Source organism: Syntrophorhabdaceae bacterium (genome assembly GCA_035541755.1).
Taxonomy (GTDB): domain Bacteria; phylum Desulfobacterota; class Syntrophorhabdia; order Syntrophorhabdales; family Syntrophorhabdaceae; genus PNOF01.
Genome location: DATKMQ010000016.1, coordinates 1 through 23,504 on the forward strand (window position 1 = coordinate 1; position 23,504 = coordinate 23,504).

Annotated in this window: 18 protein-coding genes, 1 tRNA gene and 1 other RNA gene; 7 read left to right on the plus strand and 13 right to left on the minus strand. The window is 51.5% G+C overall.

What is annotated here, in order from left to right; translation table 11 throughout:
• Window positions 1-277: 277 nt before the first annotated feature.
• Genes VMT62_01125 through lpxK form a run of 5 tightly spaced genes read right to left on the minus strand, consistent with a single transcriptional unit; the run spans window position 278 to window position 5,738 of the window.
• The gene (locus VMT62_01125) at window positions 278-1,294 is read right to left on the minus strand and encodes an aspartate-semialdehyde dehydrogenase (protein ID HVN95007.1); all 1,017 of its coding nucleotides are present in this window, start codon (window positions 1,292-1,294) and stop codon (window positions 278-280) included.
• Entirely contained in the window at window positions 1,281-1,781 is a 501-nt protein-coding gene (locus tag VMT62_01130) for a 3-isopropylmalate dehydratase small subunit (protein ID HVN95008.1), read from the minus strand. Before VMT62_01130 ends, VMT62_01125 begins: the two co-directional genes overlap by 14 nt.
• On the minus strand, window positions 1,778-3,040 hold the full coding sequence (leuC, locus tag VMT62_01135; protein HVN95009.1) for a 3-isopropylmalate dehydratase large subunit: 1,263 nt from the start codon (window positions 3,038-3,040) through the stop codon (window positions 1,778-1,780). The genes VMT62_01130 and leuC overlap by 4 nt, the downstream gene beginning before the upstream one ends.
• Before the next feature lies 1 nt (window position 3,041).
• A complete protein-coding gene (locus VMT62_01140; GenBank protein ID HVN95010.1) occupies window positions 3,042-4,598 on the minus strand; it encodes a 2-isopropylmalate synthase in 1,557 nt (518 codons plus the stop codon).
• A gap of 48 nt (window positions 4,599-4,646) precedes the next feature.
• Complete coding sequence (gene lpxK, locus VMT62_01145; GenBank protein ID HVN95011.1) at window positions 4,647-5,738, minus strand: tetraacyldisaccharide 4'-kinase; 1,092 nt, start codon at window positions 5,736-5,738, stop codon at window positions 4,647-4,649.
• Between the two features lie 157 nt (window positions 5,739-5,895).
• Between lpxK and VMT62_01150 the strand changes: the two genes are divergently transcribed.
• Window positions 5,896-6,411: a YbhB/YbcL family Raf kinase inhibitor-like protein gene (locus tag VMT62_01150; GenBank protein HVN95012.1), complete on the plus strand. Its 516-nt coding sequence runs from the start codon at window positions 5,896-5,898 to the stop codon at window positions 6,409-6,411.
• Between the two features lie 76 nt (window positions 6,412-6,487).
• On the opposite strand, the gene VMT62_01155 is transcribed toward VMT62_01150, so the two are convergent.
• The 8 genes from VMT62_01155 to VMT62_01190 all read right to left on the minus strand — a co-directional run bounded on the left by VMT62_01155 (window position 6,488) and on the right by VMT62_01190 (window position 19,678).
• Window positions 6,488-6,844 carry a hypothetical protein gene (locus tag VMT62_01155; protein ID HVN95013.1) on the minus strand — a complete coding sequence of 119 codons (357 nt, stop codon included), beginning with the start codon at window positions 6,842-6,844 and terminating at the stop codon, window positions 6,488-6,490.
• 181 nt (window positions 6,845-7,025) lie between these two features.
• Entirely contained in the window at window positions 7,026-8,096 is a 1,071-nt protein-coding gene (locus VMT62_01160; protein HVN95014.1) for a phosphotransacetylase family protein, read from the minus strand.
• A 69-nt stretch (window positions 8,097-8,165) separates the two neighbouring features.
• Window positions 8,166-10,289, minus strand: a complete 2,124-nt coding sequence (locus VMT62_01165) for an acetate--CoA ligase family protein (GenBank protein ID HVN95015.1) — start codon at window positions 10,287-10,289, stop codon at window positions 8,166-8,168.
• A 686-nt stretch (window positions 10,290-10,975) separates the two neighbouring features.
• Complete coding sequence (locus VMT62_01170; GenBank protein ID HVN95016.1) at window positions 10,976-13,648, minus strand: bifunctional acetate--CoA ligase family protein/GNAT family N-acetyltransferase; 2,673 nt, start codon at window positions 13,646-13,648, stop codon at window positions 10,976-10,978.
• Between the two features lie 159 nt (window positions 13,649-13,807).
• Window positions 13,808-15,211, minus strand: a complete 1,404-nt coding sequence (gene rlmD / locus VMT62_01175) for a 23S rRNA (uracil(1939)-C(5))-methyltransferase RlmD (protein ID HVN95017.1) — start codon at window positions 15,209-15,211, stop codon at window positions 13,808-13,810.
• Entirely contained in the window at window positions 15,204-17,048 is a 1,845-nt protein-coding gene (locus tag VMT62_01180) for a PAS domain-containing sensor histidine kinase (GenBank protein ID HVN95018.1), read from the minus strand. The genes rlmD and VMT62_01180 overlap by 8 nt, the downstream gene beginning before the upstream one ends.
• A 76-nt stretch (window positions 17,049-17,124) precedes the next feature.
• Window positions 17,125-17,811 (minus strand): hypothetical protein, encoded by a 687-nt coding sequence (locus VMT62_01185; GenBank protein ID HVN95019.1) that lies wholly within the window; start codon window positions 17,809-17,811, stop codon window positions 17,125-17,127.
• 61 nt (window positions 17,812-17,872) lie between these two features.
• A complete protein-coding gene (locus VMT62_01190) occupies window positions 17,873-19,678 on the minus strand; it encodes a YgiQ family radical SAM protein (protein ID HVN95020.1) in 1,806 nt (601 codons plus the stop codon).
• A gap of 191 nt (window positions 19,679-19,869) precedes the next feature.
• Between VMT62_01190 and VMT62_01195 the strand changes: the two genes are divergently transcribed.
• The 6 genes from VMT62_01195 (at window position 19,870) to recR (ending at window position 23,477) form a co-directional block, all read left to right on the plus strand.
• Entirely contained in the window at window positions 19,870-20,499 is a 630-nt protein-coding gene (locus VMT62_01195) for an outer membrane beta-barrel protein (protein ID HVN95021.1), read from the plus strand.
• A 157-nt stretch (window positions 20,500-20,656) separates the two neighbouring features.
• A tRNA-Ser gene (locus VMT62_01200) sits at window positions 20,657-20,750 on the plus strand.
• 14 nt (window positions 20,751-20,764) lie between these two features.
• Window positions 20,765-20,862: signal recognition particle sRNA small type (gene ffs / locus VMT62_01205), an RNA gene on the plus strand.
• Between the two features lie 109 nt (window positions 20,863-20,971).
• Window positions 20,972-22,552 (plus strand): DNA polymerase III subunit gamma/tau, encoded by a 1,581-nt coding sequence (gene dnaX / locus VMT62_01210; protein ID HVN95022.1) that lies wholly within the window; start codon window positions 20,972-20,974, stop codon window positions 22,550-22,552.
• An 11-nt stretch (window positions 22,553-22,563) separates the two neighbouring features.
• Window positions 22,564-22,878, plus strand: coding sequence for a YbaB/EbfC family nucleoid-associated protein (locus VMT62_01215; protein ID HVN95023.1), 315 nt, complete (start codon window positions 22,564-22,566; stop codon window positions 22,876-22,878).
• 2 nt (window positions 22,879-22,880) lie between these two features.
• Window positions 22,881-23,477 (plus strand): recombination mediator RecR, encoded by a 597-nt coding sequence (recR, locus tag VMT62_01220; protein ID HVN95024.1) that lies wholly within the window; start codon window positions 22,881-22,883, stop codon window positions 23,475-23,477.
• The last annotated feature ends 27 nt before the right edge of the window (window positions 23,478-23,504 follow it).

The following is a 23,504-nucleotide window of genomic DNA, read 5'->3' on the forward strand; positions in this document are numbered from 1 at the left end:
CAAGCCAACGATGACCATGACAACAAGAAGCTCTATGAGGGTGAATCCCCTTTTGTTTCCCACGGACAACATCCTTCTCATAAAATAATCCCCTCCGGCCTTACCTTAACCTTTCGTGGTCACGTAAGAGCCTGAAAACGCAGGCATAACAGCGCAGACACACCCGTGATACGTACTGAACAGTTTCATTGATAAACTCCTACATATTAAAACAAGGAACGGCGTCTGTCAAGTCACGCCCAATTGGGTGATGAGCGCTCCTGAACAGGGCCGTAGCTTACAAATACTTCCTGATCAATACTTCAGCTATCTGAACCGCGTTAAGTGCCGCCCCTTTTCTAATATTATCGGAGACGATCCACATGTTCAAGCCGTGGGCCACGCTTTCATCCGCCCTGATTCTGCCCACAAACGTTTCGTCCTTCCCTGCTGCCTGGATGGCAAGCGGATACTTGTTCTTTGAAGGATCGTCCACAACCTTGACGCCGGGCGCCTTCTTCAGTATCTTCCGGGCTTCATCGGGTGAAATCGCCTTCTCAAATTCGACATTCACGGACTCGGAATGACCGTAGAAGACCGGGACCCTCACGGTGGTGGCTGTGACCGCAATGCTCGCATCTTCCATGATCTTCTTGGTTTCGTTTACCATCTTCATCTCTTCCTTGGTATACCCGTTGTCGAGGAAAGAGTCGATGTGAGGAAGGCAGTTGAAGGCTATCTGGTAAGGATATACCTTGGTTTCGATTTGTTTATTATTATAGATGGCAAGCACCTGCTGTTCTAATTCGTGAATAGCCTTCTTCCCGGTGCCGGAGACCGCCTGATAGGTGGAAACAACGACTCTTTTTATTTTAGCCGCGTCGTGGAGCGGTTTTAGTACCACCACCATCTGGATTGTGGAACAGTTGGGGTTCGCAATGATGCCCCTGTTCTTATAGCCTTCGATAGCATGTTCATTGACCTCGGGTACGATAAGCGGGATATCCTTCTCCATCCTGAAGGCACTTGTATTGTCGATGACCACACATCCGCTCGCAGCGGCTATGGGCGCGAATTTCAGACTCACCGATCCGCCGGGAGAAAATAGCCCTATGTCCACACCCTTAAAAGAATCCTCTTTCAGTTCCTCGACTTTTACATCTGTTCCCCGAAAGGATATGGTCTTTCCGGCGCTGCGGGAAGATGCGAGGAGCTTCAGGTTCTTCACGGGGAATTTACGCTCACCGAGTATTTCGATCATTTCATTTCCCACTGCCCCGGTGGCTCCCGCAACTGCTACGTTATACTCTTTCATGTTTCTCCTCCAGTTGTCTCTTCAGATGATTTATCAGTCCACCGGCGTTGATCAGTTCAACCATAAAGGGTGGAATGGGTTTGGCTTGTATTTCAATTGAGCGGCACTTGATGAGGCCCCTCGAGATATCAACTTCTATTTCTTCTCCTGCTTCCACGTGTTCCACGATATCCGCCTCGAGAAGCGCCAGGCCCTTATTGAATGAATTGCGGTAGAATATTCGCGCAAAGGTCTTGGCAATGACAAGCGGTATACCGAGGGCCGAGATAGCGATAGGAGCATGTTCGCGGGATGAACCGCAGCCGAAGTTGCTTCCGGATACAATAATGTCACCGGGCTTTACCTGCCGATGGAACGTGGGTATGAGCGGTTCCATACAGTGCTCGCCAAGTATTTTCGGATCAGTGTGGGCGAGATATCGCGCCGGAATAATGATGTCGGTATCGATATTGTCTCCGAACTTCCATACTCTCCCTTTCAGTTTCATAGTACCTCCTCAGGGGCTGCGATGCTCCCTTTAATCGCAGTAGATGCTGCCACGGCCGGACCTGCGAGGTATACCTCACTCTCGGGATGGCCCATCCTGCCGATGAAGTTTCTGTTTGTTGTGGCCACTGCGCGCTCTCCTTTTGCCAGGATACCCATATGGCCGCCCAGGCAGGGGCCGCATGTGGGAGGCGAAATGATGCAACCGGCATCGAGGAAGATCTCGAAATATCCCCGTTTAAGCGCTTCCCGGTAAATCTTGGGGGTTGCTGGAATAATGATGCAGCGCGTGTACTTTGCAACCTCTCGTCCTTTGAGAATTTCCGCGGCCATCTCCAAGTCCTCGATCCTGCCGTTCGTACAGGAGCCGATCACAACCTGATCAATGTGGATTCCCTGAAGTTCACCCACGTCTTTGACATTGGAAGGAAGCGACGGACAGGCCACTTTGAGGCCGACCCTGCTTGCGTCGATTTCATAGACCCTCTGATAGTGCGCGTCGGGATCGCTTTCAAATACGGTGTACGGCTTGCTCGCGTGTTCCTTCATGTACGCGATGGTCTTGTCGTCGACTTTAAAGATGCCGTTTTTTCCGCCGGCTTCGATGGCCATGTTGGCTATGGTAAAGCGGGAATCCATGGACAGGGCCGAGATGGCCTCTCCCTCATACTCCATTGCCGCATAGAGAGCGCCGTCAACGCCGATCATGCCGATGACGTTAAGGATCAGGTCTTTGCCGGTGACCCATTTTTGCCATTTTCCGAAACAATGGAATTTGATGCTCTCGGGTACCTTAAGCCAGATGCGGCCCGTCACCATTGCATAGGTGAGATCGGTGCTTCCCATCCCCGTGGAAAAGGCCCCGAGCGCCCCATATGTACAGGTATGACTGTCTGCCCCGATGATAAGATCGCCCGCTACCACAAGTCCTTCTTCAGGGAGCAATGCGTGTTCTATGCCGCAGGCTCCCCCCTCGTAAAAGTGGGTCAGGCCATATTTCTGCGAGAACTCCCGTATCTTTTTGCAGTTTTCCGCTGAGATGATATCTTTATTCGGTGTAAAATGGTCAAGGACGAAGACGACCTTTTCCGGATCAAATACCCCCTTGGCGCCAACTCTGTCGAATTCCTCGAGCGATAGCGGTGCTGTAATGTCATTGGCCAGGGCAAGATCGACTCTTGCCTCGATGATCTCGCCCGGTTCCACCTTGTCTTTCCCCGCGTGAGCCGCAAGTATTTTTTCCGTGATTGTCATTCCCATTTTACTTCCCCTCAAGTTTTTTATTCTTCATGTATTCCAGCCGGTTGAGCGCATTGATATAAGCCTTGGCGCTCGCCACAATGATGTCCGTATCAGCGCCCTTTCCGATAGCCACGAGACCTTTTTCCGAAACTTTGACGAAGACCTCACCCTGAGCATCCATGTCCTTTGTGATGGAGTTGACGGAGAATTTCTCCAGGGTGCTGTTTGTCTTCACGATTTTTTTGATGATTTTGTATATGGCATCCACAGGCCCATCTCCAAAGCCGACGTCCTGATGCGTCGCGCCGTTCACCTCAAGTTTTACGCTGGCTGTAGGGATCGTTGCGTTCCCGCAATTCACGTTGAGATAGATAAGCTTGTAGCATTCCGGTATTTTGTAAATCTCGTCCATGATGATCATCTCGATATCTTCATCGTAGACGAATTTCTTCATATCGGACAGGGCTTTGAAGCGCTTGAAAGCTATGTTGAGCTCTTTGTCGTTAAGCGTATAGCCCATCTCTTCGATTCTGTCCCTGAAGGCGTGTCGTCCTGAATGCTTGCCGAGAACCAGGGAGGTTTTCGCTATTCCGACCGATTCCGGCGTCATGATCTCGTAAGTGAGTTTTGCCTTGAGCAGTCCGTCCTGGTGGATTCCCGATTCATGGGCAAAGGCGTTGGCGCCGACGATGGCCTTGTTGGGCTGCACGGCTACGCCGGTGATGGTCGTGATTAGTCGGCTTGCCGGGTATATCTTTTCCGAGACGATGCGCGTATCGGCGGGGAACAGGCTCTTGCGTGTCCTCAGGATCATTGCGATCTCTTCCAGGGCGGCGTTGCCCGCGCGTTCGCCGATACCATTGATGGTGCACTCCACCTGGCGCGCTCCATTCTGGATTGCCGCAACGGAATTCGGTACGGCGAGGCCCAGGTCATTGTGACAGTGCACGCTGATGACGGTCTTTCCGATATTGGGCACATGCTCCACGATATAACGGATGAGCTTGCCGAACTCTTCCGGTATGGCGTAACCCACCGTATCGGGCACGTTGATCGTGACAGCGCCTGCGTCGATAACCTCTGAGAAAACCCGGCAAAGATAATCCCGGTCGCTTCTCGTTGCGTCCATTGCGGAAAACTCCACGTTCTTTGTGTGTTTTCGCGCGCGCTTTACGGAATCGACTGCAATCTTCAGGATCTCATCCCTGGTCTTCTTAAATTGGTATTTCAGATGAATATCGGACGTCGAGATAAAAGTATGAATGCGGGGTTTCGCGGCGACCTTCACCGCTTGCCACGCCCGGTCGATGTCTTCATTATTGGCCCGGGCAAGACCGGCAACTTCGCAGTTCTTGACGGTTGAGGCGATCTGCCGTACCGCGTCGAAATCACCTTCCGAGGCAATGGGAAAACCGGCTTCGATAATATCAACGCCTAAGGCTTCGAGCTGTCTTGCAACACGGAGCTTCTCCTGCGTGTTCATGGTATTGCCGGGAGATTGTTCTCCGTCCCTCAGCGTTGTGTCAAAAATGTATATTCTTTCTGACACGTCTTCCTCCTTCGCAATTTTGTGCACTCTTCATAGCATTACAGAGCATCGAATGGCATCTTAAGGATCGCACGCTCATTGAATAATATCCGGTCCCCTGATCCCCGTCTTGAAAAATCCGTCCGGTTGGCCTCCGATCTTCTTGAGCATCAGTTCGATCAATCTGTCCTCATCTTCTATGGCCGCATCAATGGAGAGATAAAATAGGTTCTCGGGAATCTCCATAGGGGCGATCTTTACCGCGTCCTTTTCCGTGGTCACGATACAATGCACATCATCGAACGAGGCGCATTTCTTTATGTCGGCCGGCCCGTAGCGATGGTGGTCCGGAAAAGAAATTTCGTGAGCCACTTTGGCGCCGATCTGCCTCAAAAGGTCAAAAAAGGACCTATTGTCTCCGAGGCCCGAAAAGGCGGTGACCCGCTTGCCCTTGAGAAAATCGTGTCGCGTGATAAGATTCTTCTTCATTTTGTAAAGGTGCGCCGCCCTGTAGGTGACCCTGAAGAGCGGCTTATTATTTACTTGAGCGAGGGTCTCCTGGTCGGGTTCTCCCTTGTTAATGAGAATCGCGTGCGCGGCGGCCATGCGATTCGCGGGCTCTCTCATAGGACCCAGGGGGAAAAGTGCGCTCATGCCTGGCGCATCCTTCCCGGCGAGAAGGAGCAGATCAAAATCTTTTCTCAGATTCCTTACCTGAAAACCATCATCCAGGATGGCTACATCGATATGAAAAGACCTTATGCCCTGTTCAATAGCACGCACACGGTTCTTGCCCACAATAACGGGTATACGGGTTTTTCTTGCGAGCATGAAGGCCTCATCCCCGGCGCTTTCCGCTGTCTCCTTTTTTATGTCCACAGAGAATACCCCTTTTTTTGTCCTTCCGTAGCCTCTCGTGATGATGCCGGGATGAAATCCTTGCTCCTTAAGTCGCAATGAAAGTCTTTCGGCCACCGGCGTCTTCCCTGTTCCTCCGAGCGTGATGTTACCGATGGAAAGAACTGGGATCGGCGCTTTTTCGGTTCTCATAACGCCGGTCCTGTACGTGAGTTCCCTCAAGGAAAGTCCCATCCGGTAGAGGCAGGATAGTAAGCCGAGCGGGACATAGAGTATCTGTCGGAGACGCCTCGCCTCCCCGTTCCACACCCTCAGGATAGCGTTTCTCATAAAGGACTGAAGTTTATACCAGAAAAACGGCGGAAAATCAATGATGATGAGATGTTAACAGATAGATTGAACGACAGTATTTCCGGTTTTTTTAAACCCGGCGAGACACGATGTGAGGTATAATCCTTAAGGACCAACGTAAAAAAGGAGGTGTGGTATGAAGTTCATAGTCTCGGAATCAGTCCTATGGGTCCTTGCGATTATACCGGTTCTCACCGCCTTCGGCAGTGAGGGGTTCACAATCTCGAGCCCTGCTTTTAAGGATAAGGGCATGATACCAAGACAGTACACCTGTGACGGTAAGGATGTGAGTCCCCCCTTGTCCATCGAAGGCGTGCCCGCCAACGCAAAGTCCCTTGCGATAATTGTAGACGACCCCGATGCGCCCATGGGGACATGGGTCCACTGGGTGGTCTTTAATATAGACCCTACCGTGCGGGAATTGAAGGAAGGCGCAGTGCCCGAAGGGGCTAAGCAGGGTATGAATGACTTCAAGAAGAGCTCCTATGGAGGACCTTGTCCGCCATCGGGCGCTCACCGATACTTCTTCAAGCTCTACGCGCTTAATGCCGTGTTAAAGCTCACCGCCCCTGCAACGAAAGCCCAGTTGGAGCAGGCCATGAAGCCCCACATAGTGGGTGAGGCGCAGATTGTCGGCCTGTACAAAAGGTGAACAGGCAGAAAGTAGCGGTATTCACGGGCTCCATTTCCTGTCCCCGGCTTCTGCTTGAGTGTATCGCGCCCTGTCATTAACGGGTCTTTTCGATATGAAACAAGGGGGAACGTATGAGGCTCTTGTGACAGAGGGGACACTTACCAGGTTTAGAAAACCTGTCCCGCTTTTTGTAGACGAAGCCGCATCCTTCACATTGCGCCGGAGTGATAGTCAGATGGCGCTGGTTCTTGGTTAATGTTTTTCGAATGTGTTCCAGGTGCTCGCTCACATCCTTTTCCGGTATTCTCATGTATTGCGAGAGATCCCGGGCTGAAAGGGTCTCTTCTTCGAGCAGGGCCGCCATATACCTTCGGATCGTTTCGTAGCGCTCGGCAGGTACAGTCGGTTCTTTGATATGTTTTTTTCGCGCGGGATCTTGGGGGCGAACCATATGTGACCTCAACCTTCACGGATTTGAATGCGGTCCGTGTCACAGATTCTGACCGAGCATTCCGTGCCCGATGGGAGTGTTAAAATAGGGGTCATGTTCTTCCAGACACTTCGGTCTACAAACCCAAAGGCGGACAGATGCTTCCGGAAGAATGCGGTTCATCCCCTCTCTCGGGATCGGCCTAAATGCCCAGGGCCTTGCTTAAGGCCTTGAAGTCCATGTGGTCCTCAAGAAGGGCCTCGAAGTAATCGATTTTTTTGGGTTGGTGGAAACGGGTCTTTCCGAAGAAACTTTCCACGCACTCTATGGCTTTCAGCGTATCGTGACGGGTCATAATGATCGGGATGCCGCGTTCTTCAGCGAGGCCTATGATGAGCGGACTTGGCCGCAGGTTACCGGTCAAAATCAGGCACCTTGTGGACGTTTCGAGCGCTGCGAGTTGAATGTCCGGACGGTCTCCGCCGGTGATCACCGCTTTGTTAACACCTCGGCGAAAGTGGCTCAGGGCACTCTCGGCGCTCATTGCACCGACCATAACCGCTTCCACCAGCTCGTCACCAGCCGCCTGGCAGCAGAGAACTTCCCCATTCAGTTCATTGACGAGTTCCGCGATGCTGACCGATAGAAGCGCCTTCTTCCGTGGAATGACGGCAAGAATAGGTATGCCCCGAAGCTCCACAAAAGGTCTTAGCTTCTCCTGGACGAGCCCTACAAGATGTTGGGGAACGCTGTTTACGACACCACCTAACATCAGGTCGCCCATAAGGCTTTGGGAGGCGAGCATGTCGTCCACTACCTGCAGAAGGTTGAGATAGGGGACGACCACGAGGGCTCTGGCGCTCAAAAGGCCTGTGATACGGTGCGGGGCAAGATCGATAATCCAGCCTTCTCGGAGGCTTGTCCCTCCTTCCAGAACCACAGCATCGTTATTTTTGGTAATGACCTGGTATGCGTCCACAAGGCGCGTTTCCAAAGCCTGGTGATGAGGCCGCTCCAATATGGTCTTGGTCTCTTGGTCTGTGAGAAAGAGTGGAACAATAGCTTCGAGAGGATCGATTTGGCCCAGTGCTGACTTAATAAAAACAGCGTCCTCATCAACTCTCGCATCGCTTACGCCCCGATCGGTGGTGCTTATCGGTTTCATGTACCCCGCTGAGAACCCTTTTCGCTGTAGCCAGTGTATCAAACCTATACATAACGCGGTCTTACCCGAGAACCTCTCGGTGGACATCACATAAATTGCTGTCGTCATTATTCCCTCCTTGATTCGTCGCAGAAAAAGGGTTTCCTTCTTCGCCTGTTTTCTGGCCTTCCTTCAACGTCAGGCCAAAACCAGTCTCATGTCAATACCCATAACACCCTTGCCTTCTTCAAAAACCATCAAGGGGTTGATGTCCATCTCGACGATATCGGGGAAGTCGACGACGAGCTGGGACACCTTGAGAAGTGTATCGACAATTGCTTGCAGATCCGACCGGGTCTCTCCCCGGACACCCCGCAACAGATTGAAGGACCTCATTTCTCGTATCATATCCATAGCGTCTCGGCGGGAGAATGGGGCGATCCGAAAGGTTACATCCTTTAACGCCTCCACGTAGATTCCACCGAGTCCGAACATCACGAGCGGACCGAATTGAGGATCTCTGTTCATGCCTACGATGACCTCTCTGCCTCCATGTACCTGCTGCTGCACGAGGCAGCCCCAGATTTCGGCGTCCGGCATGTACCGGGTAGCTCTGAAGGTGACGAGGTCAAAGGAATCACGGACCTCTGTGGCGCTACGAACATTTATTCGAACACCGCCGATGTCTGTTTTGTGAAGGATGTCAGGGGAGGCGATCTTAAGTACGACGGGGTATCCTATCTGTTCCGCAAAAGCCACTGCCTCGTCGGTCGTTGCACAAAGCTTCGAGGCGGGTACGGGAATACGGTAAGCCTCGAGAATTTCACGGGCCTCGGCGTCGCCAATTTTGACCCGGCCTTCTCGTCTTACCCTCTCAAAAACCTGCGTTACTCGCTGTGTATTGAGATCCACGGATTCATAGGGCGGCGCCAACTCTTCCTGCCAGAGCCGCTGTTTTGTCATAACCGCGAGGGCGTCAATGGCCCTTTCCGGCATGACGTAATTGGGAATATGATTTTTCGTAAGAATGTTCAACGCGTTTTGCATCGATGCTTTACCCATGAAACAGCATAGCACAGGGATCTGGGTATCTCGTGTTACATCAGCCACTGCCTGCGCAGCTTCCTCGATGGGTGTTGCGAACTGAGGCGTTAGAATTACGATCAAGGAGCCCACGTTCGGGTCTTTGAGGACTATTTCAAGCGCCGACTTGTAACGGCTCGTCCCCGCATCGCCAAGAAGATCGATGGGGTTGAGAACGCTGGCGGCGGCGGGCAAGGCCTCTTTCAAATCCGCGAGGGTTTCCTCGCCCAAGGAGGCGAGGCGCAGTCCGGCTCGCTCAATAGCATCGGTGGCCATAATACCGGGCCCCCCTGCGTTGGTGACAACCACGACCGTGTCGTTTCGCGGCAACGGCTGGTGAGCCAATGCTATGGCAAAGTCAAAGAGTTCTCCCATTGAGTTAGCCCGAATAACTCCGGCCTGTTTGAAAGCGGCTTCATAGGCCCTTTCGCTGCCTGCCAGCGCACCGGTATGACTGCTCACCGCGCGGGAACCGCTGGTAGTTACACCCGCCTTGATGGCCACGATAGGTGTCGTTTTGGTGAACTGTCTCGCTGTCTCAATGAACTTCGCCCCATCGGTGATGCCTTCCAAATAGGCCAGAACTACCCTTACTTCGGGAAGATTAACCCAAGCCTGCAGGAAATCTATCTCGTTTAGGTCTGCCTTATTACCGAGACTTACAAAGTAGGAAAATCCCACATTATCGGCAATGGCTATGTCGAGAATGGAGGTGCAAAGAGCGCCGGATTGGGACATGAAGCCGATCTTCCCTTGAGGGGGCGTATCCTTGGCGAAAGTTACATTCATAGGAGTGAATGTGTCGATAAGGCCAAGACAATTGGGGCCTAAAATGGGCATCTGATAGCGCTGGGCAAGCCTCGCTATAGCCTGCTCCGCAATAAGCCCTTCGTGTCCCGTTTCCCTGAAGCCGGCTGATATCACGACTGCCGATTCGACCCCCAGCTTGCCACACATCTCCAAAGTCTCAAGGACCATTTTCCCCGGAATGACGATGACGGCCAGATCGATCTTGCCATCAATTGCATCGAGGCTTTTGTAACAGGGAAGCCCCAGAATCGTTTCTTTGCCAGGATTAACCGGATAGATGGTTCCGCCAAACCCGCTACTTAGGAGATTAAAAAGAATAGCGTAACCGGGCTTGTCCTGACTTTCCGTTGCGCCGACAATAGCGATGGATTGTGGGGAAAAAAGCGGTTTCAGACTCCGGTAACTCATAGTGATGCGGGAATAAAGCAACGCTTGCTCTCTAATCCCTTGAGAGCATTAGGTAGGTAGTGCATATCTCGTTCGCTCCTCAAGAACCGGGGCAATCCGTCCGATTGCCGATGCCCTAAGGAGCCCCTTTCCAGTCCATCCATAATCATTAATTACCATATGCCCAATGGGTCAGAACTCAAATCACTAATGCGACTCTGTCCGCAGTGTCTCCCATAAGTTAGACCTTATAATAACATTTAGCGCAGCTTCCGTCCACTCAAATGCAGCACCCTGTGTCCCAACCCGGGTGGAGCAGGGCATCGAGCACTCTCTGCAACAGGCAGAAAATGCAGTTTTCCCCGACATCAAGATTACAAGTGTTATGGCTATGCTGGAACCGAACGCTCCCAGCCCGAACGCATCAATCTTGGACCCTTAAACACGGGATTCCCGGATCCTTACGTTCTTGAAGGAATGTATCAACACATCATCCGTCAAATGGGGTTCTACGTTCTGGCAGAATTGCTGCAACGGCCCCAGTATACCAAAAGGAGCTGTGTCCCGATGCAATGGAGAATATAAGCTTTGTATCACGTATTCGCGCCAGATTAGCGGTAAACTAAGGTGCATACAACGAGTTCTTCGTAAGATCGGTGGCACACAGCATTCTTTTACTCTATGGAATCATCCCTTTTTTCCTGCTTCTCTTCTGTACGTTCTTTGTTCTACGGGTTCAGTTCGAGAACTACCCGTGTAAGCCCGTCTGAAGCCCTTTCAGGAACAAAGCCGAGCCTTCTTGTCGCGCGCAGCATCCTCTCATTATCAGAGAGCACGATTCCATATATGCTGTTTAAGTTCTTGTCCTGGGCGATTCCGATCAGGACATCCATCAACTTGTAACCGAGACCTTTTCCCTGATAGTCGTCATGGACTACAACGGCGAATTCGGCATTCTTCATATCGGGTTCATTAACAAGCCTTCCGATGCCGATGATTTTCTTTTTTTCACCCGCCTTGAGTTCGGCTATGATAGCCATCTCCCTTTCATAGTCGATATTACAGAAGCGTACCAGCATCTCGTGACTGATGCCCATAATCGTCTGGAAGAACCTTTCCCGCATGGATTTTTCAGAAAGGGTAGTGAGCAGTTCATACTCGAGAGGCTCATCTTCCGGTCTGATCGGTCTTAAGGTGATCTCCTGCCCGTCATTCATTCTCCACGACACGATGTATCGTGACGGATATGGTGTCAGCACCAGATGTTTGTAAGGCGCCGCGTCGATATTACTAGGATCGACGATGATTCGTGCGTCAAGGGCGAAAGGTTTGCCTTTTGAAACGCCGATCGGGTTGATGTCCATTTCTGCGATTTCGGGAAAATCGATAATGAGATTTGAAAAGCTGACAATAGCCTGTTCCAGGAGTCGCATATCGGCTGGTTGTTTGCCCCGGTATCCCTGGAGCATTTTATAGATGCCGGAATCTTCGATCAAGCGACGTGCGAGGGTTTGGTTGAGCGGCGGGAGCGCGATGCCTATGCTCTTCATGATTTCCGTGCCGATGCCGCCCAAACCGAAGACAATGACGGACCCGAAATCGTTATCCTTCTTGGCGCCCAGTATGATCTCATAATCAATCTTCTCAAGCATCTTTTGAATGGTCACGCTGGTGATATCTGCTTGAGGCGCTTTCTTCTTCACATTCTCCATGAGTGCGGCATATTCTCTTTTCAAGGCTTCTTCGGAATTTATACCTACCACAACACCGCCGATATCAGTCTTATGGGTGATATCGGGTGAGAGTATCTTCATAACTACGGGGTAGCCCACGGTCTCGGCAACGTTCACGGCCTCATGCACGCTCAGTGCGATAAATGTCCTGATCGTCGGTATCCCGTACGCACTCAAGAACCTTTTTGATTCCACCTCGGAAAGGACTGTCCTGCCTTCTTTGATAGATTTCTTGATGAGCGCTTTCAGGTTGTTCTTCGGGGGAGCCTGATCAACAGGCAGGTCGGCCGGCGTTTCGTACAGGAGCTCGAGATTGCGCCCGTATTTATACATATAGAGATACGTTTTCACGGCTTCTTCTGGCGTTACGTATGTGGGGATATTACTGTGGATGAGAACCTCTTTGGCCTCCTCAATAGTCTTTCCACCCATCCAGGTGGCGATGATCGGCTTGCCCGCCTTTTCGGCGAGCGCCGCTGTGGCTCTGGCTAATTCAACAGGGATTGCAGGACCCTGAGGCGTATAGATCATGAGGATCGCATCGACTCCCGGATCCTGGATACACGTGTTCATGGCAAGCATGTAGCGCTCTATGGTTGCGTCCCCGAGTACGTCAACCGGATTGCCTTTACTCCAGAAAGAGGGCAGCTCTTTATCAAGACTCTTAATCGTTTTTTCGGATAAGACGGCTAACTGCCCACCGAGGCCGATGACCGTGTCCGTTGCGATAACCCCGACCCCTCCGGCGTTTGTTACGATTGCGAGTCTTCTTCCTTTCGGGAGATGACGAGAATCAAGGACCTCAGCCGTATTGAAAAGGTCCCCCGTGTCGGCTATCCTCACCACGCCAACCCTTTTGAACGCCCCATCATAGACCTGGTCGTCGCCGGCCATAGAGCCCGTGTGGGATAGGGCTGCTTTTGCGCTTTCCTTGAACCTGCCAGGCTTTAACACGATGATGGGTTTGTTCCGTGCAAAACCCCTTGCGGCACTCATGAACTTCCTTGCGTTGCCCACCCCTTCCATGTACACGAGGATACTCCTCGTGTAAGGGTCATCGCCCAAAAAATCGATGAGATCACCAAAATCAATGTCGAGCATCGATCCGAGCGATGCGAACATGCTAAAGCCGATATGAGCGGTAATGGCCCAGTCGAGTATTGCCGTGCCCAGGGCTCCGCTCTGCGATATGAATGCGATGTTGCCCTGACTGGGGTGTATGTCGAGGAAAGAGGCGTTGAGTCCGATAGCGGGTCTGATGACACCAAGACAATTCGGTCCCACTATCCTCATTCCATGGGCTTTCTTGATCTCCACGATTCTCTCTTCAAGCTTTCTGCCTTCTTCGCCGGTTTCCTTGAAGCCTGACGAAACGATAATGACCCCCTGAATCGATGTCTTTGCGCAGTCTTCGAGTATATCGGGCACCATGGGGGCCGGCGTTGCTACCACGGCGAGGTCAACCTCTTCGGGAATACTCGCCAGATTCTTATACGCATCGATACCCATGACCGTCTTTCGATTCGGGTTGACAGCGAAAACTTTTCTCTCCGTGGACATAAGCAGATTCATGAGAACCGTTCTACCGATAGCTCCTTCTTTGTCGGTCGCGCCGATGAGCGCTACGGTTTTGGGGTTGAACATCCGTTTGATATCACCTGTTTTCACAACTTTGCCTCCGTTTGTCCTTATCTATGATGAGTGCCATCACGTAAATTTCACAACACTTATTTTACCAGAAAACCTCTGAAAATAAAAGGGTTATGAGCATCTGGCCGGGGGGAAATGTACGTCCTTGTGAAAGAAATAATTCACAAACTCAGCGTTTTATAAATGATCTTGGAGATATACAAATGTCTCTGAATGAGACGTATGGGGAAAAAAATCGAAAGGGGCAATCTTCCCGATCGTGTACCCTTTCGCGATGAAAAGCTTGAGATCGCGGGCTAACGTAGAGGGATTGCAGGAAATGTAGATCAGCTTACGAGGCTTGAGCGTCGCGATTAAGTTGCACGCCGCTGGCGTGAGCCCTCCCCGCGGCGGGTCAACGACCGTAATATCGGGTCGGGTGATTGAGCCTGTGACGTGCAGACGTTCGACCGCGCCCGTGAGAAAGGTGCAGTTTGACCTGTTGTTGATAAGAGAGTTCTCGACGGCGTTTGCGATATTCTGCGGAAGCGAATCGATGCCTGTCACAGTCTTCACGAAGGGCGAGAGAGATATCTCGATGGGGCCCATGCCGCAGTAAAGCCCGAGCATGGTCTCGTCCCGGCTCAAGGGGGCCATGGACGGTATCTGTCTGTAAAGCGTCTCCGCGGATTTCGGGTTTGGCTGGAAGAAGGACTCCGGATGGACACGGAAGATCCACGGGTCGACCTTTTCTTCTATGAAGACGTGGCCGCCCACGTGTAATATCTGTTCGAAGCGCGTACTATCTCCGGTCCGCCGATTGACAGCGCAGAAGAAACTCTTTATTTCCGGCGCCGTCTTTATCATCGCCTGCCACAGACCACTCGTGTCGGGAAGTCTTCCGGTTGTGGCTTCAAGGATTACCATGATGTCACCGCTCGCTTTAGCTTCCCTCACGATGAGGCGACGCAGCGTCCCCCGGCGGGTGAGCATGTTGTAGCATGCGAGTCGGTGAGAGCGCGCATAGTCCGTAAAGACGGGGATTATCCTCGTAAGGGTGGCGCTGAAATTCATACAGCCGTGAAGGGGTATGACACTGCCGTCATATTTTTCAAAGGGCGAGAGCCTTTGTCTCAGACCGAGCACGGCCTGTCCCTGTTCCTCCCCGAAAGAAAGCTCGATCTTGCTCCGGTACGAATATGTGAGCGGGGAAGGGCAGATGGGCAGTACGTCAACCTTCGTGGCATCGATATCGCCCACCCGTTTCAGCGTTTCGTGTAAATAGCGTTCCTTCATGAGAAGCTGGTGTTGGTACCCAATGTTCTGGAGTGTGCATCCCCCGCACAGACCAAAATGCGGGCAAGGCGGTTTAATCCGCAAGGGCGACGGTTGTTCAAGGGAGACCATTCTGGCATACCCGAAGTGCTTGCCCCGCTTTACTATTTCCGCCTTGATTCGGTCTTGAGGCAGGGCCCCGGGCACAAAGAGCACGTAACCGGCAGCTTTTCCCACGCCATAGTCATTAGGAAAGGCCATATCATGAATATCAATGGATACGAGCGAGGGGCCTGATGTGGAGCTTGATAGTTTCTTTTTAGCCATCCGAAGGATCGGTCTTTTTTCCCGCTCTAAAGGTCACGGTGAAGGTGGTGCTTCCGGCCTCAACGCAATCATCCACGGTCTTGCAGAACTTACAGTTACTGATATCACCCGGACACAGATCGCTATCCGTGGGTATGTGGATGCACCGCGTGCTTTCGAGAGAAATGTCGAATCCATAGCGTTGCGCATAGTACTTGATCCTTAAGAGATCGAGACCTTTTCCTCCGGCGCCGAAATCATATGGTTTTTTCGTAGAATAAAGCTCAGTTTCCTTGGTGTGAAACAGCCCGTCGAGGAGGAACTTCTGGTTCTCCTCAGTGATTCCCACTCCGTAATCCTTTACATGGAGAAGGACGCAGCCGTCCCTCTCTTCCATGGTCACATCGATGACGCCACCGTCCGGCGTGTTCTCTACGGCATTCTTCACGATGCCCTCGGTAACCTCTCTTAGGATCACGGGGTCCATATCAATGGAGGCGTGTTTTGGCCCGGCCACGTTGAATCGAATGCTACGATGCCCTGCCGCTCCTTTTATTTTCTCGACGATGGAAGAGACTGAGGGATAGACCTCAATCGGCTGAAAGGATGCCATACTTCCGGAAAGAGACTTGCTCGTCCATTCTTTCAGCGCCTCCCAGTAAGTGCGTATGGCCTCGGGCGCCTGGGCGAGGTTTTGCATCCTCTCGAAGAGACGGTCCAACTCATTGAGCAGGATCCCCGCTTCAACCTCTTGCGAAACGTTGAAGATCTCGTCAGTTTCCCAGGAAATACTGAATAGCCGTTCGGTATTTCTTTCGAGAGCGTCGATGATAGGGGTGAGCGAGGAAGACAGCTCAGTGCCCATGAGTTTTCGTTTGAGTAGCCTGATGCTGCCCTGGATCACCGACAGAGGGGTTTTTAGTTCATGGGAAATGTGGTTGACCGCCTTGGTTTTTGCCTTGTTTAACTGTTCCAATTCCTTATGGGATTTCATGAGGGCCGCTTCAGCCTGTTTCCGTTCGGTTATATCTCTGAGATAGAGCAGATACACCGAGGAGCCCCGGTAGGTAATATTTGCCGCAGAAACTTCAACATATATTATTTCTCCCGTACGCGTGAGCCCTTTGAACTCGTAACGTGACGGCACCGGCTCCCCACGTTGTCGTTTCCCCATGATATCCGTTACCATTTCGAGATCATCCGGGTGGACCGTCTGTTTCATCGATTTTCCGATTATTTCTTCGGAGGGGTCATACTTAAACATTTCTTTCAATCGTTTGTTTGCGTACTGATAGATATCCTCGCGAAGAATGATGATAGCGTCATTGGAATTTTCGATGGCAGTCCGGTATCTTTCTTCGCTTTCCAGGAGCGCCTGCTCGACTTTTTTCCTTTCTGTGATGTCGAGCATGGTGCCCTCGTAGGAAGCTGCTCTGCCCTTTTCGTCTCTGAAGAGCATGACATTGCTTGAGACCCAGTGGACCGTTTTGTCCCTTGTCAGCATCTGAGTCTCGTAATTTCTCACACTGCCGGATTTAAACAGAAGGTCGATAAGCCTCGAGTGGTCTGCAGGATCCACAAAGAGCTCTCTTGCGTGCATGACGCCCAGGATCTTCTTTGGTGAGTCGTATCCGTGGATACGGGCGAAGGAAGGGTTAGCCTGTGTAAAATATCCTTCGCGGTCTGTTTGAAAGATACCCTCCATTGCGTTTTCAAAGATGTTCTTGTACTTCTCTTCGGTTTCTTTTAGATGTGCTTCCAGCTCTTTCAGTTCCGCTACAGGTTCGCCGGGTATACACGACCCGGTTTCGGCGGCAGCTCCGATGGGGCTGTCAGGCGTTGTGCGTTCTTCTCTCATAGCGCTCCTATGAAGTTTCTCACATTATAAGGCATTTTGGCAATATTGGAAGAGGAATCGTTTTGGTATCCCAGGTCTATTTCATAATACCTGACGTCTCCGCATCTATTCTGACGATCCAGTGGTCTTTGGATTTACATCTGCGCTCCACGATGCCGCGAAGGCTGCAAGCTTTCTTGATTATCCACACCGGTCTGTTTGAAGAATGGTCGATATTGAGCTCGTAGGCGTAGCTCTCAAAACCTATGGGGCGATAATGTTTATAGGTGTTCGCTATTTCTTCAGCGGCGGCAGCGGAAAGTTTTATTCTGTCGAAACTTATGGCGTTGCCGCGGAAGATGCCTTCCTTCCTCATGTGGATGCCTTCCTCCATGCCGGCGAGGCCCCTCTCGGCCATGCGCACAATCATCGCCTTGCCTTTGCACAGAGGAATACTGTTCTCAGACGTCCTTTGCTCTTTCAGATCGGTGCACTTCACGATTTGAGCTTCCCAGAGAGGAGAGAGGCCGGCATGTCTGTCAAAACCACCCGCCGTTCCCGATGAGACTTTCCTGACATAGAGTTTGTCACCGGCCCACTTCCCGCCTTGTTCGGAGAGTCTTTGCCAGAACTCATCGAAAGAGATACCCTGAAGCTCCTTTCTGTTTCCTGCGTCTTCCTCTCTCGCAGAAGCGGTGCCGGCCATGAGGCCAACAAGGATAAACGCAACGCTGACCGCAATGAGCTTGGGCAGCGCTAATCCGATAGGTTTCGTCGAGTACATACACCTCCTCAGGGTTTGGTGCCCCTATCTTAAACGATGGGCAACACGGAAAGCAAGTTATTTAGCCACGATGAAAGAACTTCTTCACGAGATCCTTCCGTTTGAGCAGCACGAGCGCCTGAATCACGGACTCTTTGTTCTTGGGGTAACGGTATTGAATGAGGGCGCGCTGCATCTTCCGCTCGCTGAACGTCTTGGCCGTATATATCTTTTCTCCGGTAAACGGGTGCTCTTCAGTATGATAGATTGCGCCGGAAAGAGTGAGGGGGAGGGGCATGAAATCCTGGATCTGTTCGGGATAGATATTGTTTTTCATGAGGGCGAGCGAGAGCTCAAGCGCATCACGAAGAGTCGAACCCGGGTGTGAACTGATGAAATAATGAACGAGATACTGCTTCTTGCCTGCTTTCCCCGTTGCTTCCCGGAATTGTTTGGCAAATTCTTCGTACACGGCAAAGGTCGGTTTGTTCATAATCTTCAGGATCCGATCCACCGTATGTTCAGGGGCCACTTTCATCTGTCCGCTCACGTGATTTCTTAAGATATGTTCAAGATATTCTTGAGCATGTTCACCTGTGAGCAGGTCATATCTTAGGCCGCTTTCTATAAAGAGATGTTTCACCCCGGCAAGCTTGGTTATTGTCCGGTAGACGTCCATACATTGACCGTATCCGAGCTTGAGATTTTTGCACAGGGAGGGCGTAAGGCACGATCTGTTCCGGCAAGCTCCCTGTCTCACCCATAGATCACAGTGCGCCTTGTAAAGATTGGCTGTCGGCCCTCCGATGTCGCTTATAGTGCCCCGGAAATCCTTCCTCTCGGCGAGTAACTTAGCTTCTCGGACAAGCGATTCCTTGGTCCTCGATTGAATGATCCTTCCCTGGTGCATAAAGAGAGAACAGAAACTGCACTGACCGGGGCAGCCCCTGTGAGATACCAACGAAAACTTCACCGTCTCAAAACCCGGCACACCCCCCGATGCATCGTAGACGGGGTGGGATGCCCTGGCAAAAGGAAGCTCATATAACGCATCGAGCTCCTCTGCCGCTACGGGTTCGGCAGGAGGATACTGAACCACGAATCTGTTCTCGTGCTTTTGGACGACGCATTTTCCGCGGCGGGGATCCTGATTTTCGTAGATGGCCTTGAACGCCGCATTGAATTGCTTTTTGTCTTGCCTCACCTCTTCGTATGAGGGAATTTCCATAGCTTCGTTTCCACGTGTTGCACCGGCTTCACGCATGGCAGAATCATCTGCCGGCATTGACACTGAAACCACCACGGTTCCCCTGATACCCTTGAGACCTTCCCCGTGCGAGAGCCGACGGGCGATTTCGAGAACCTGTTTTTCTCCCATGCCGTAGACGAGGATATCAGCGCGTGAATCGAGAAGGATGGATCTACGCACCTCGTTTCCCCACCAGTCATAGTGGGCGAACCTTCTTAGGCTTGCCTCGATCCCGCCGACGACGATTACGGTATCGTGAAAGGCCTCCCTGATACGATTTGCGTAGACGATAGTAGCCCTGTCAGGTCGAAACCCGATCTTTCCTCCCGGTGAATAAGCGTCTTTCACGCGGCGCTTCTTGTGCGATGTATAGTGCGCCACCATAGAATCGAGATTTCCAGCGGTAATACCAAAGAAGAGCCGGGGTTTTCCCAGTCTTTTGAAGTCATCTACGGTTCGCCAGTTAGGCTGCGGGATAATGCCTACCCGGTATCCCGCCCTTTCTAATACCCTGCCAATCATGGCGACTCCGTAAGCAGGGTGGTCCACATATGCGTCGCCGCTTACGAGGATAATGTCGAACTCGTTCCATCCTCTTTTTTTGAGATCCTCTTTTGAAACGGGTAGAAAACGCGCCATAACGGTCTTAATTCTAACAGAAATAGAACGGCCACAGATAGCAAATTGCGCTCATCAACCGTATACGATCCGGCGCTTAAGGGAAATTTATTGACGGTCTGTCTGCCTTTTTCTTGTAAGATGCATTACGTTATGGACAGTAACCGGGCGGATGACGCCGGAATCTTATTCACAGGGGGTAGATCATGAGAATGTGCACGAGATCTTTTGTCTTGGTCGGCTTGGTGATTGTTTTTTGCCTTCCCTTCTCGGCCGTGGCCCAGGATAAGAACCCTAATTATTTCGTCCTGAAAGGTGGTATCTATTCCCCTCAGACGAATGACCTCAGTGGGTTTAACACGGGCTTTAATGGCGAGATCGCCTTCGGTCACTACTTTGCGAAGAACCTTGCTGGGGAGGGAAGCATAGGATATTTTCACTCAAGCGCGTCGCAGAACGATGACATCAGCGGAATTCCGGTCTCTGAGAGGGTAAAAATCGACGTCATGCCGGTCACTGTGGCGCTGAAAGGGTCTATCCCTGTGGAGGATCTTGAATTCTACGGTCTGGGAGGCATTGGAGCTTATTTCGTATGGACGGAAGTAGATGTATCGTCTGCTACGGCGAGCGCTTCTCCGAGCGACACGGACGCGGTATTCGGAGGGTTTCTCGGCTTGGGGGTAAATTATAACGTGACGCCAAATGTATTCCTCGGGGTGGAAGGCAAGTACCTCTGGACTACCAAGGCCAAATTTCGCGATACCGCTTTTGGTGCGCCGCTCAACGCTGATTATCATTTGGACGGTATACAGGCAACCTTCAATATTGGCTACAGATTCTAGAGAGATTTCTCATGCCGGGCGGGCCTAAACCCTCCCGGCATGATCCCCACTTACGGTCCATCTATCTTTCCCTCAAGGGGGCAGAACCGCGTTCTGGCCAGAGCGCCGTAAATTGCCTTGAGTGAGACGAAACAACTGTGGTATAAAGAATGTCACCGGAGAGATGTCCGAGCGGCTGAAGGAGCACGACTGGAAATCGTGTGAACGTGCTAAAACGCGTTCCGAGGGTTCAAATCCCTCTCTCTCCGCCAGTATGGACAGGTAAAACCAGGCCCTGCGCAACGTCGAGGTTATGAAACCCGTCAGGTCCGGAAGGAAGCAGCGGTAGTAGCTCATCCGTGTGCCGCAGGTAGCCTGGTCTTAATTAATGCAGCATGAAGAACGCAGGGACAAAAGGTATGATTCGCTTTAGGCCGGTCGTGGCCTCTTATTTTCCAGCCCCTCACAGTGGTATCTAGCGAGGTATGACCCTTTGAGCTATACGGTTATCGCGAGGAGATTCCGACCGAAGAAGTTTGACGAGGTCATGGGTCAGCCGCATATCACCACGACCATCAAGAATTCTATCAGATCGGGCAGAATACCGCACGCCTATTTGTTTACGGGTCCGAGAGGGGTGGGCAAGACGTCCCTTGCCCGGATACTCTCGAAGGCAGTAAACTGCGTCCTCGGACCCACGGAAGAGCCTTGCGACGTGTGCGAGAACTGTGTGGCCATCAATAACGGCAGTTTCGTGGACGTGATCGAGATTGACGCAGCCTCTGCGCGCGGCATCGACGATATTAAGGAGCTTCGTGAGACCGTCCGATACGTGCCCATGAAAGGACGCTATAAGGTTTACATCCTCGATGAGGCTCACATGTTAACGACGGAAGCCCGCAACGCCTTCCTGAAAACCCTCGAAGAGCCGCCCGGCCACAACATCTTTATTCTTGCCACCACGGAACTCCAGAAAATTCCTTACACTATCATGTCGCGATGCCAGCGGTTTGATTTCCGGCGTATTCCGGAAAAGGAGATTGTGACGCAGCTTGAGCGTATCTGCACGGCGGACGGCATTGGGTACGATGAGGGAGTATTCCAGTATATGGCGATAGAAGCTGATGGTAGTCTGCGTGACGCCGAATCGATCCTCGAACAGGTCATCGCGTACAGTGGTCAGCATATCTATGCGAGAGATGTTATTAACATCGTCGGCATTGTCGAGACGGAAGTGCTGCAGGGCATCATGCAGTCGATCATGGATGAAGATTTGAAGGGCGGCCTTGAGATTATTGAAAGAACATTGAACCAGGGTTATGACGTAAACCAGATTTTTAAAGGACTCGTCACGTTTCTGAGGAACATGATGATCGTCAAGGTGTGTGACGGCCTGCCCGCGTTTCTTTCTCTCACCGAGAGCGAATACGGGAAGATCCGTGAACTCCTGGGTGGGATTGAGTACTACGAGTTGCAGAATATGCTCCATTACCTGCTCACCTCCGAAGACCTTCTCAGGGGCCTCTTCCCAAAGGTATCCCTGGAGACAATCTATATCAATCTTTACAATATATCGAAGCTGCGCGATGTCGAAAAAATTATCGACAGTTTTGAAGCCTATGGAAAGTCGAAAGAAAAAGAGCGTGCGGGAGACCCCCAATCTTATCCCGCTCGAACCGACCCCGTGGCTACCCATCACCCGGCCCGGCAGAACCTATCGGAAAAGAAAGCAAGCGACAAACCCGTGGAAGCTAATAGCGTGACGGACGAGCTCACACCGGGCAGAGGACACGATCCCGATGCACACGCTTTTATCGAACACTTAAAAAAGAGCAAGCCCTTTGTAGGCGGCATATTTGAGTCGTCGGAGGTGCTCGTTGAAGGTGACAGCGTTTCAGTTTCCCTGGATAAGAGATATACGGGATTCGTGAAGAACGAGCTCGAGAATATCAAAAAACTGCTCAAGGAGTATTTCGGAAGAGAGATGACGCTTAACTTGAAGGATTCGATGGAAAAGAAAATGAACATACTCGATGAGTACGTCAAGGAAGCGGAATCTTTATTTAAGTTCTAAGGGGAGGCCTTATGTCAAAAGGAATCGGACAAATAATGCAGCAGGCGAAAAAGATGCAGGAAAGGCTCATGAAAATCCAGGAGGAGCTGGCCGAAAAAACCGTGGAGGGCCAGTCGGGCGGAGGCATGGTGACCTGTAAGGCAAACGGAAAACAGGAGATTATATCCCTCGCAATTGCCCCTGAAATATGGGAGGAAAAGGACAAGGAACTTTTGGAAGATCTGATTCTCGCGGCTGTGAATGAGGCGCTCGACAGATCGAGAGAGATGATGCAGGAAGAGATGGCCAAGGTAACGGGCGGTATGCAACTCCCCTTTGGGATGTAACCATGTTCTATCCTGAACCAATTGAACGACTGATCGAGAACTTGTCGAGACTGCCGGGCATAGGGCGCAAAACGGCAACGAGACTGGCCTTTTTCCTCCTCAACGCTCAAGAGGGCTACATCAGGGAGCTATCAAGAAGCCTTACTGACATAAAAGAAAGAATACGACTGTGCAGTGTTTGTTTCAACATTACCGACAGCGATCCCTGTGTCATATGCAGGGACGAAAAAAGAGATAGATCGGTTATCTGTGTTGTCGAAGAATCGTCTCACATGATGGTCATAGAGTCGGCCAATCCTGGGCATCTCCGCTATCATATTCTTCACGGGGTGATCAATCCGATAGAGGGTATAGGTCCGGACGAGATCAGGATCAAGGAGCTTAGCGAGCGCATCATCAAGGAAGACATCAAAGAGGTCATCGTGGCGACGAACCTCAACATTGAGGGCAATACCACGGCTCACTATATATGCGAGATCTTAAGGCCGCTCAACGTGACGGTAACGCGAATCGCTTCGGGTATCCCCGTGGGCGGTGACATTGTGTATATCGATCCCCTCACCATCAAAAGTTCCATGGACAACCGGAAGAACCTGTAAAATAACTCGGTCAACAGCATATGAAGT

What these genes read in the sequence shown, in the direction of transcription:
- VMT62_01180 (HVN95018.1), bottom strand. Translation starts at nt 17,048, where the DNA reads ATGAGAGAAGAACGCACAACGCCTGACAGCCCCATCGGAGCTGCCGCC.
- VMT62_01185 (HVN95019.1), bottom strand. Translation starts at nt 17,811, where the DNA reads ATGTACTCGACGAAACCTATCGGATTAGCGCTGCCCAAGCTCATTGCG.
- VMT62_01150 (HVN95012.1), top strand. Translation starts at nt 5,896, where the DNA reads ATGAAGTTCATAGTCTCGGAATCAGTCCTATGGGTCCTTGCGATTATA.
- rlmD (HVN95017.1), bottom strand. Translation starts at nt 15,211, where the DNA reads ATGGCTAAAAAGAAACTATCAAGCTCCACATCAGGCCCCTCGCTCGTA.
- VMT62_01160 (HVN95014.1), bottom strand. Translation starts at nt 8,096, where the DNA reads ATGACGACAGCAATTTATGTGATGTCCACCGAGAGGTTCTCGGGTAAG.
- VMT62_01155 (HVN95013.1), bottom strand. Translation starts at nt 6,844, where the DNA reads ATGGTTCGCCCCCAAGATCCCGCGCGAAAAAAACATATCAAAGAACCG.
- VMT62_01125 (HVN95007.1), bottom strand. Translation starts at nt 1,294, where the DNA reads ATGAAAGAGTATAACGTAGCAGTTGCGGGAGCCACCGGGGCAGTGGGA.
- VMT62_01130 (HVN95008.1), bottom strand. Translation starts at nt 1,781, where the DNA reads ATGAAACTGAAAGGGAGAGTATGGAAGTTCGGAGACAATATCGATACC.
- VMT62_01190 (HVN95020.1), bottom strand. Translation starts at nt 19,678, where the DNA reads ATGGCGCGTTTTCTACCCGTTTCAAAAGAGGATCTCAAAAAAAGAGGA.
- recR (HVN95024.1), top strand. Translation starts at nt 22,881, where the DNA reads ATGTTCTATCCTGAACCAATTGAACGACTGATCGAGAACTTGTCGAGA.
- leuC (HVN95009.1), bottom strand. Translation starts at nt 3,040, where the DNA reads ATGGGAATGACAATCACGGAAAAAATACTTGCGGCTCACGCGGGGAAA.
- lpxK (HVN95011.1), bottom strand. Translation starts at nt 5,738, where the DNA reads ATGAGAAACGCTATCCTGAGGGTGTGGAACGGGGAGGCGAGGCGTCTC.
- VMT62_01195 (HVN95021.1), top strand. Translation starts at nt 19,870, where the DNA reads ATGTGCACGAGATCTTTTGTCTTGGTCGGCTTGGTGATTGTTTTTTGC.
- VMT62_01215 (HVN95023.1), top strand. Translation starts at nt 22,564, where the DNA reads ATGTCAAAAGGAATCGGACAAATAATGCAGCAGGCGAAAAAGATGCAG.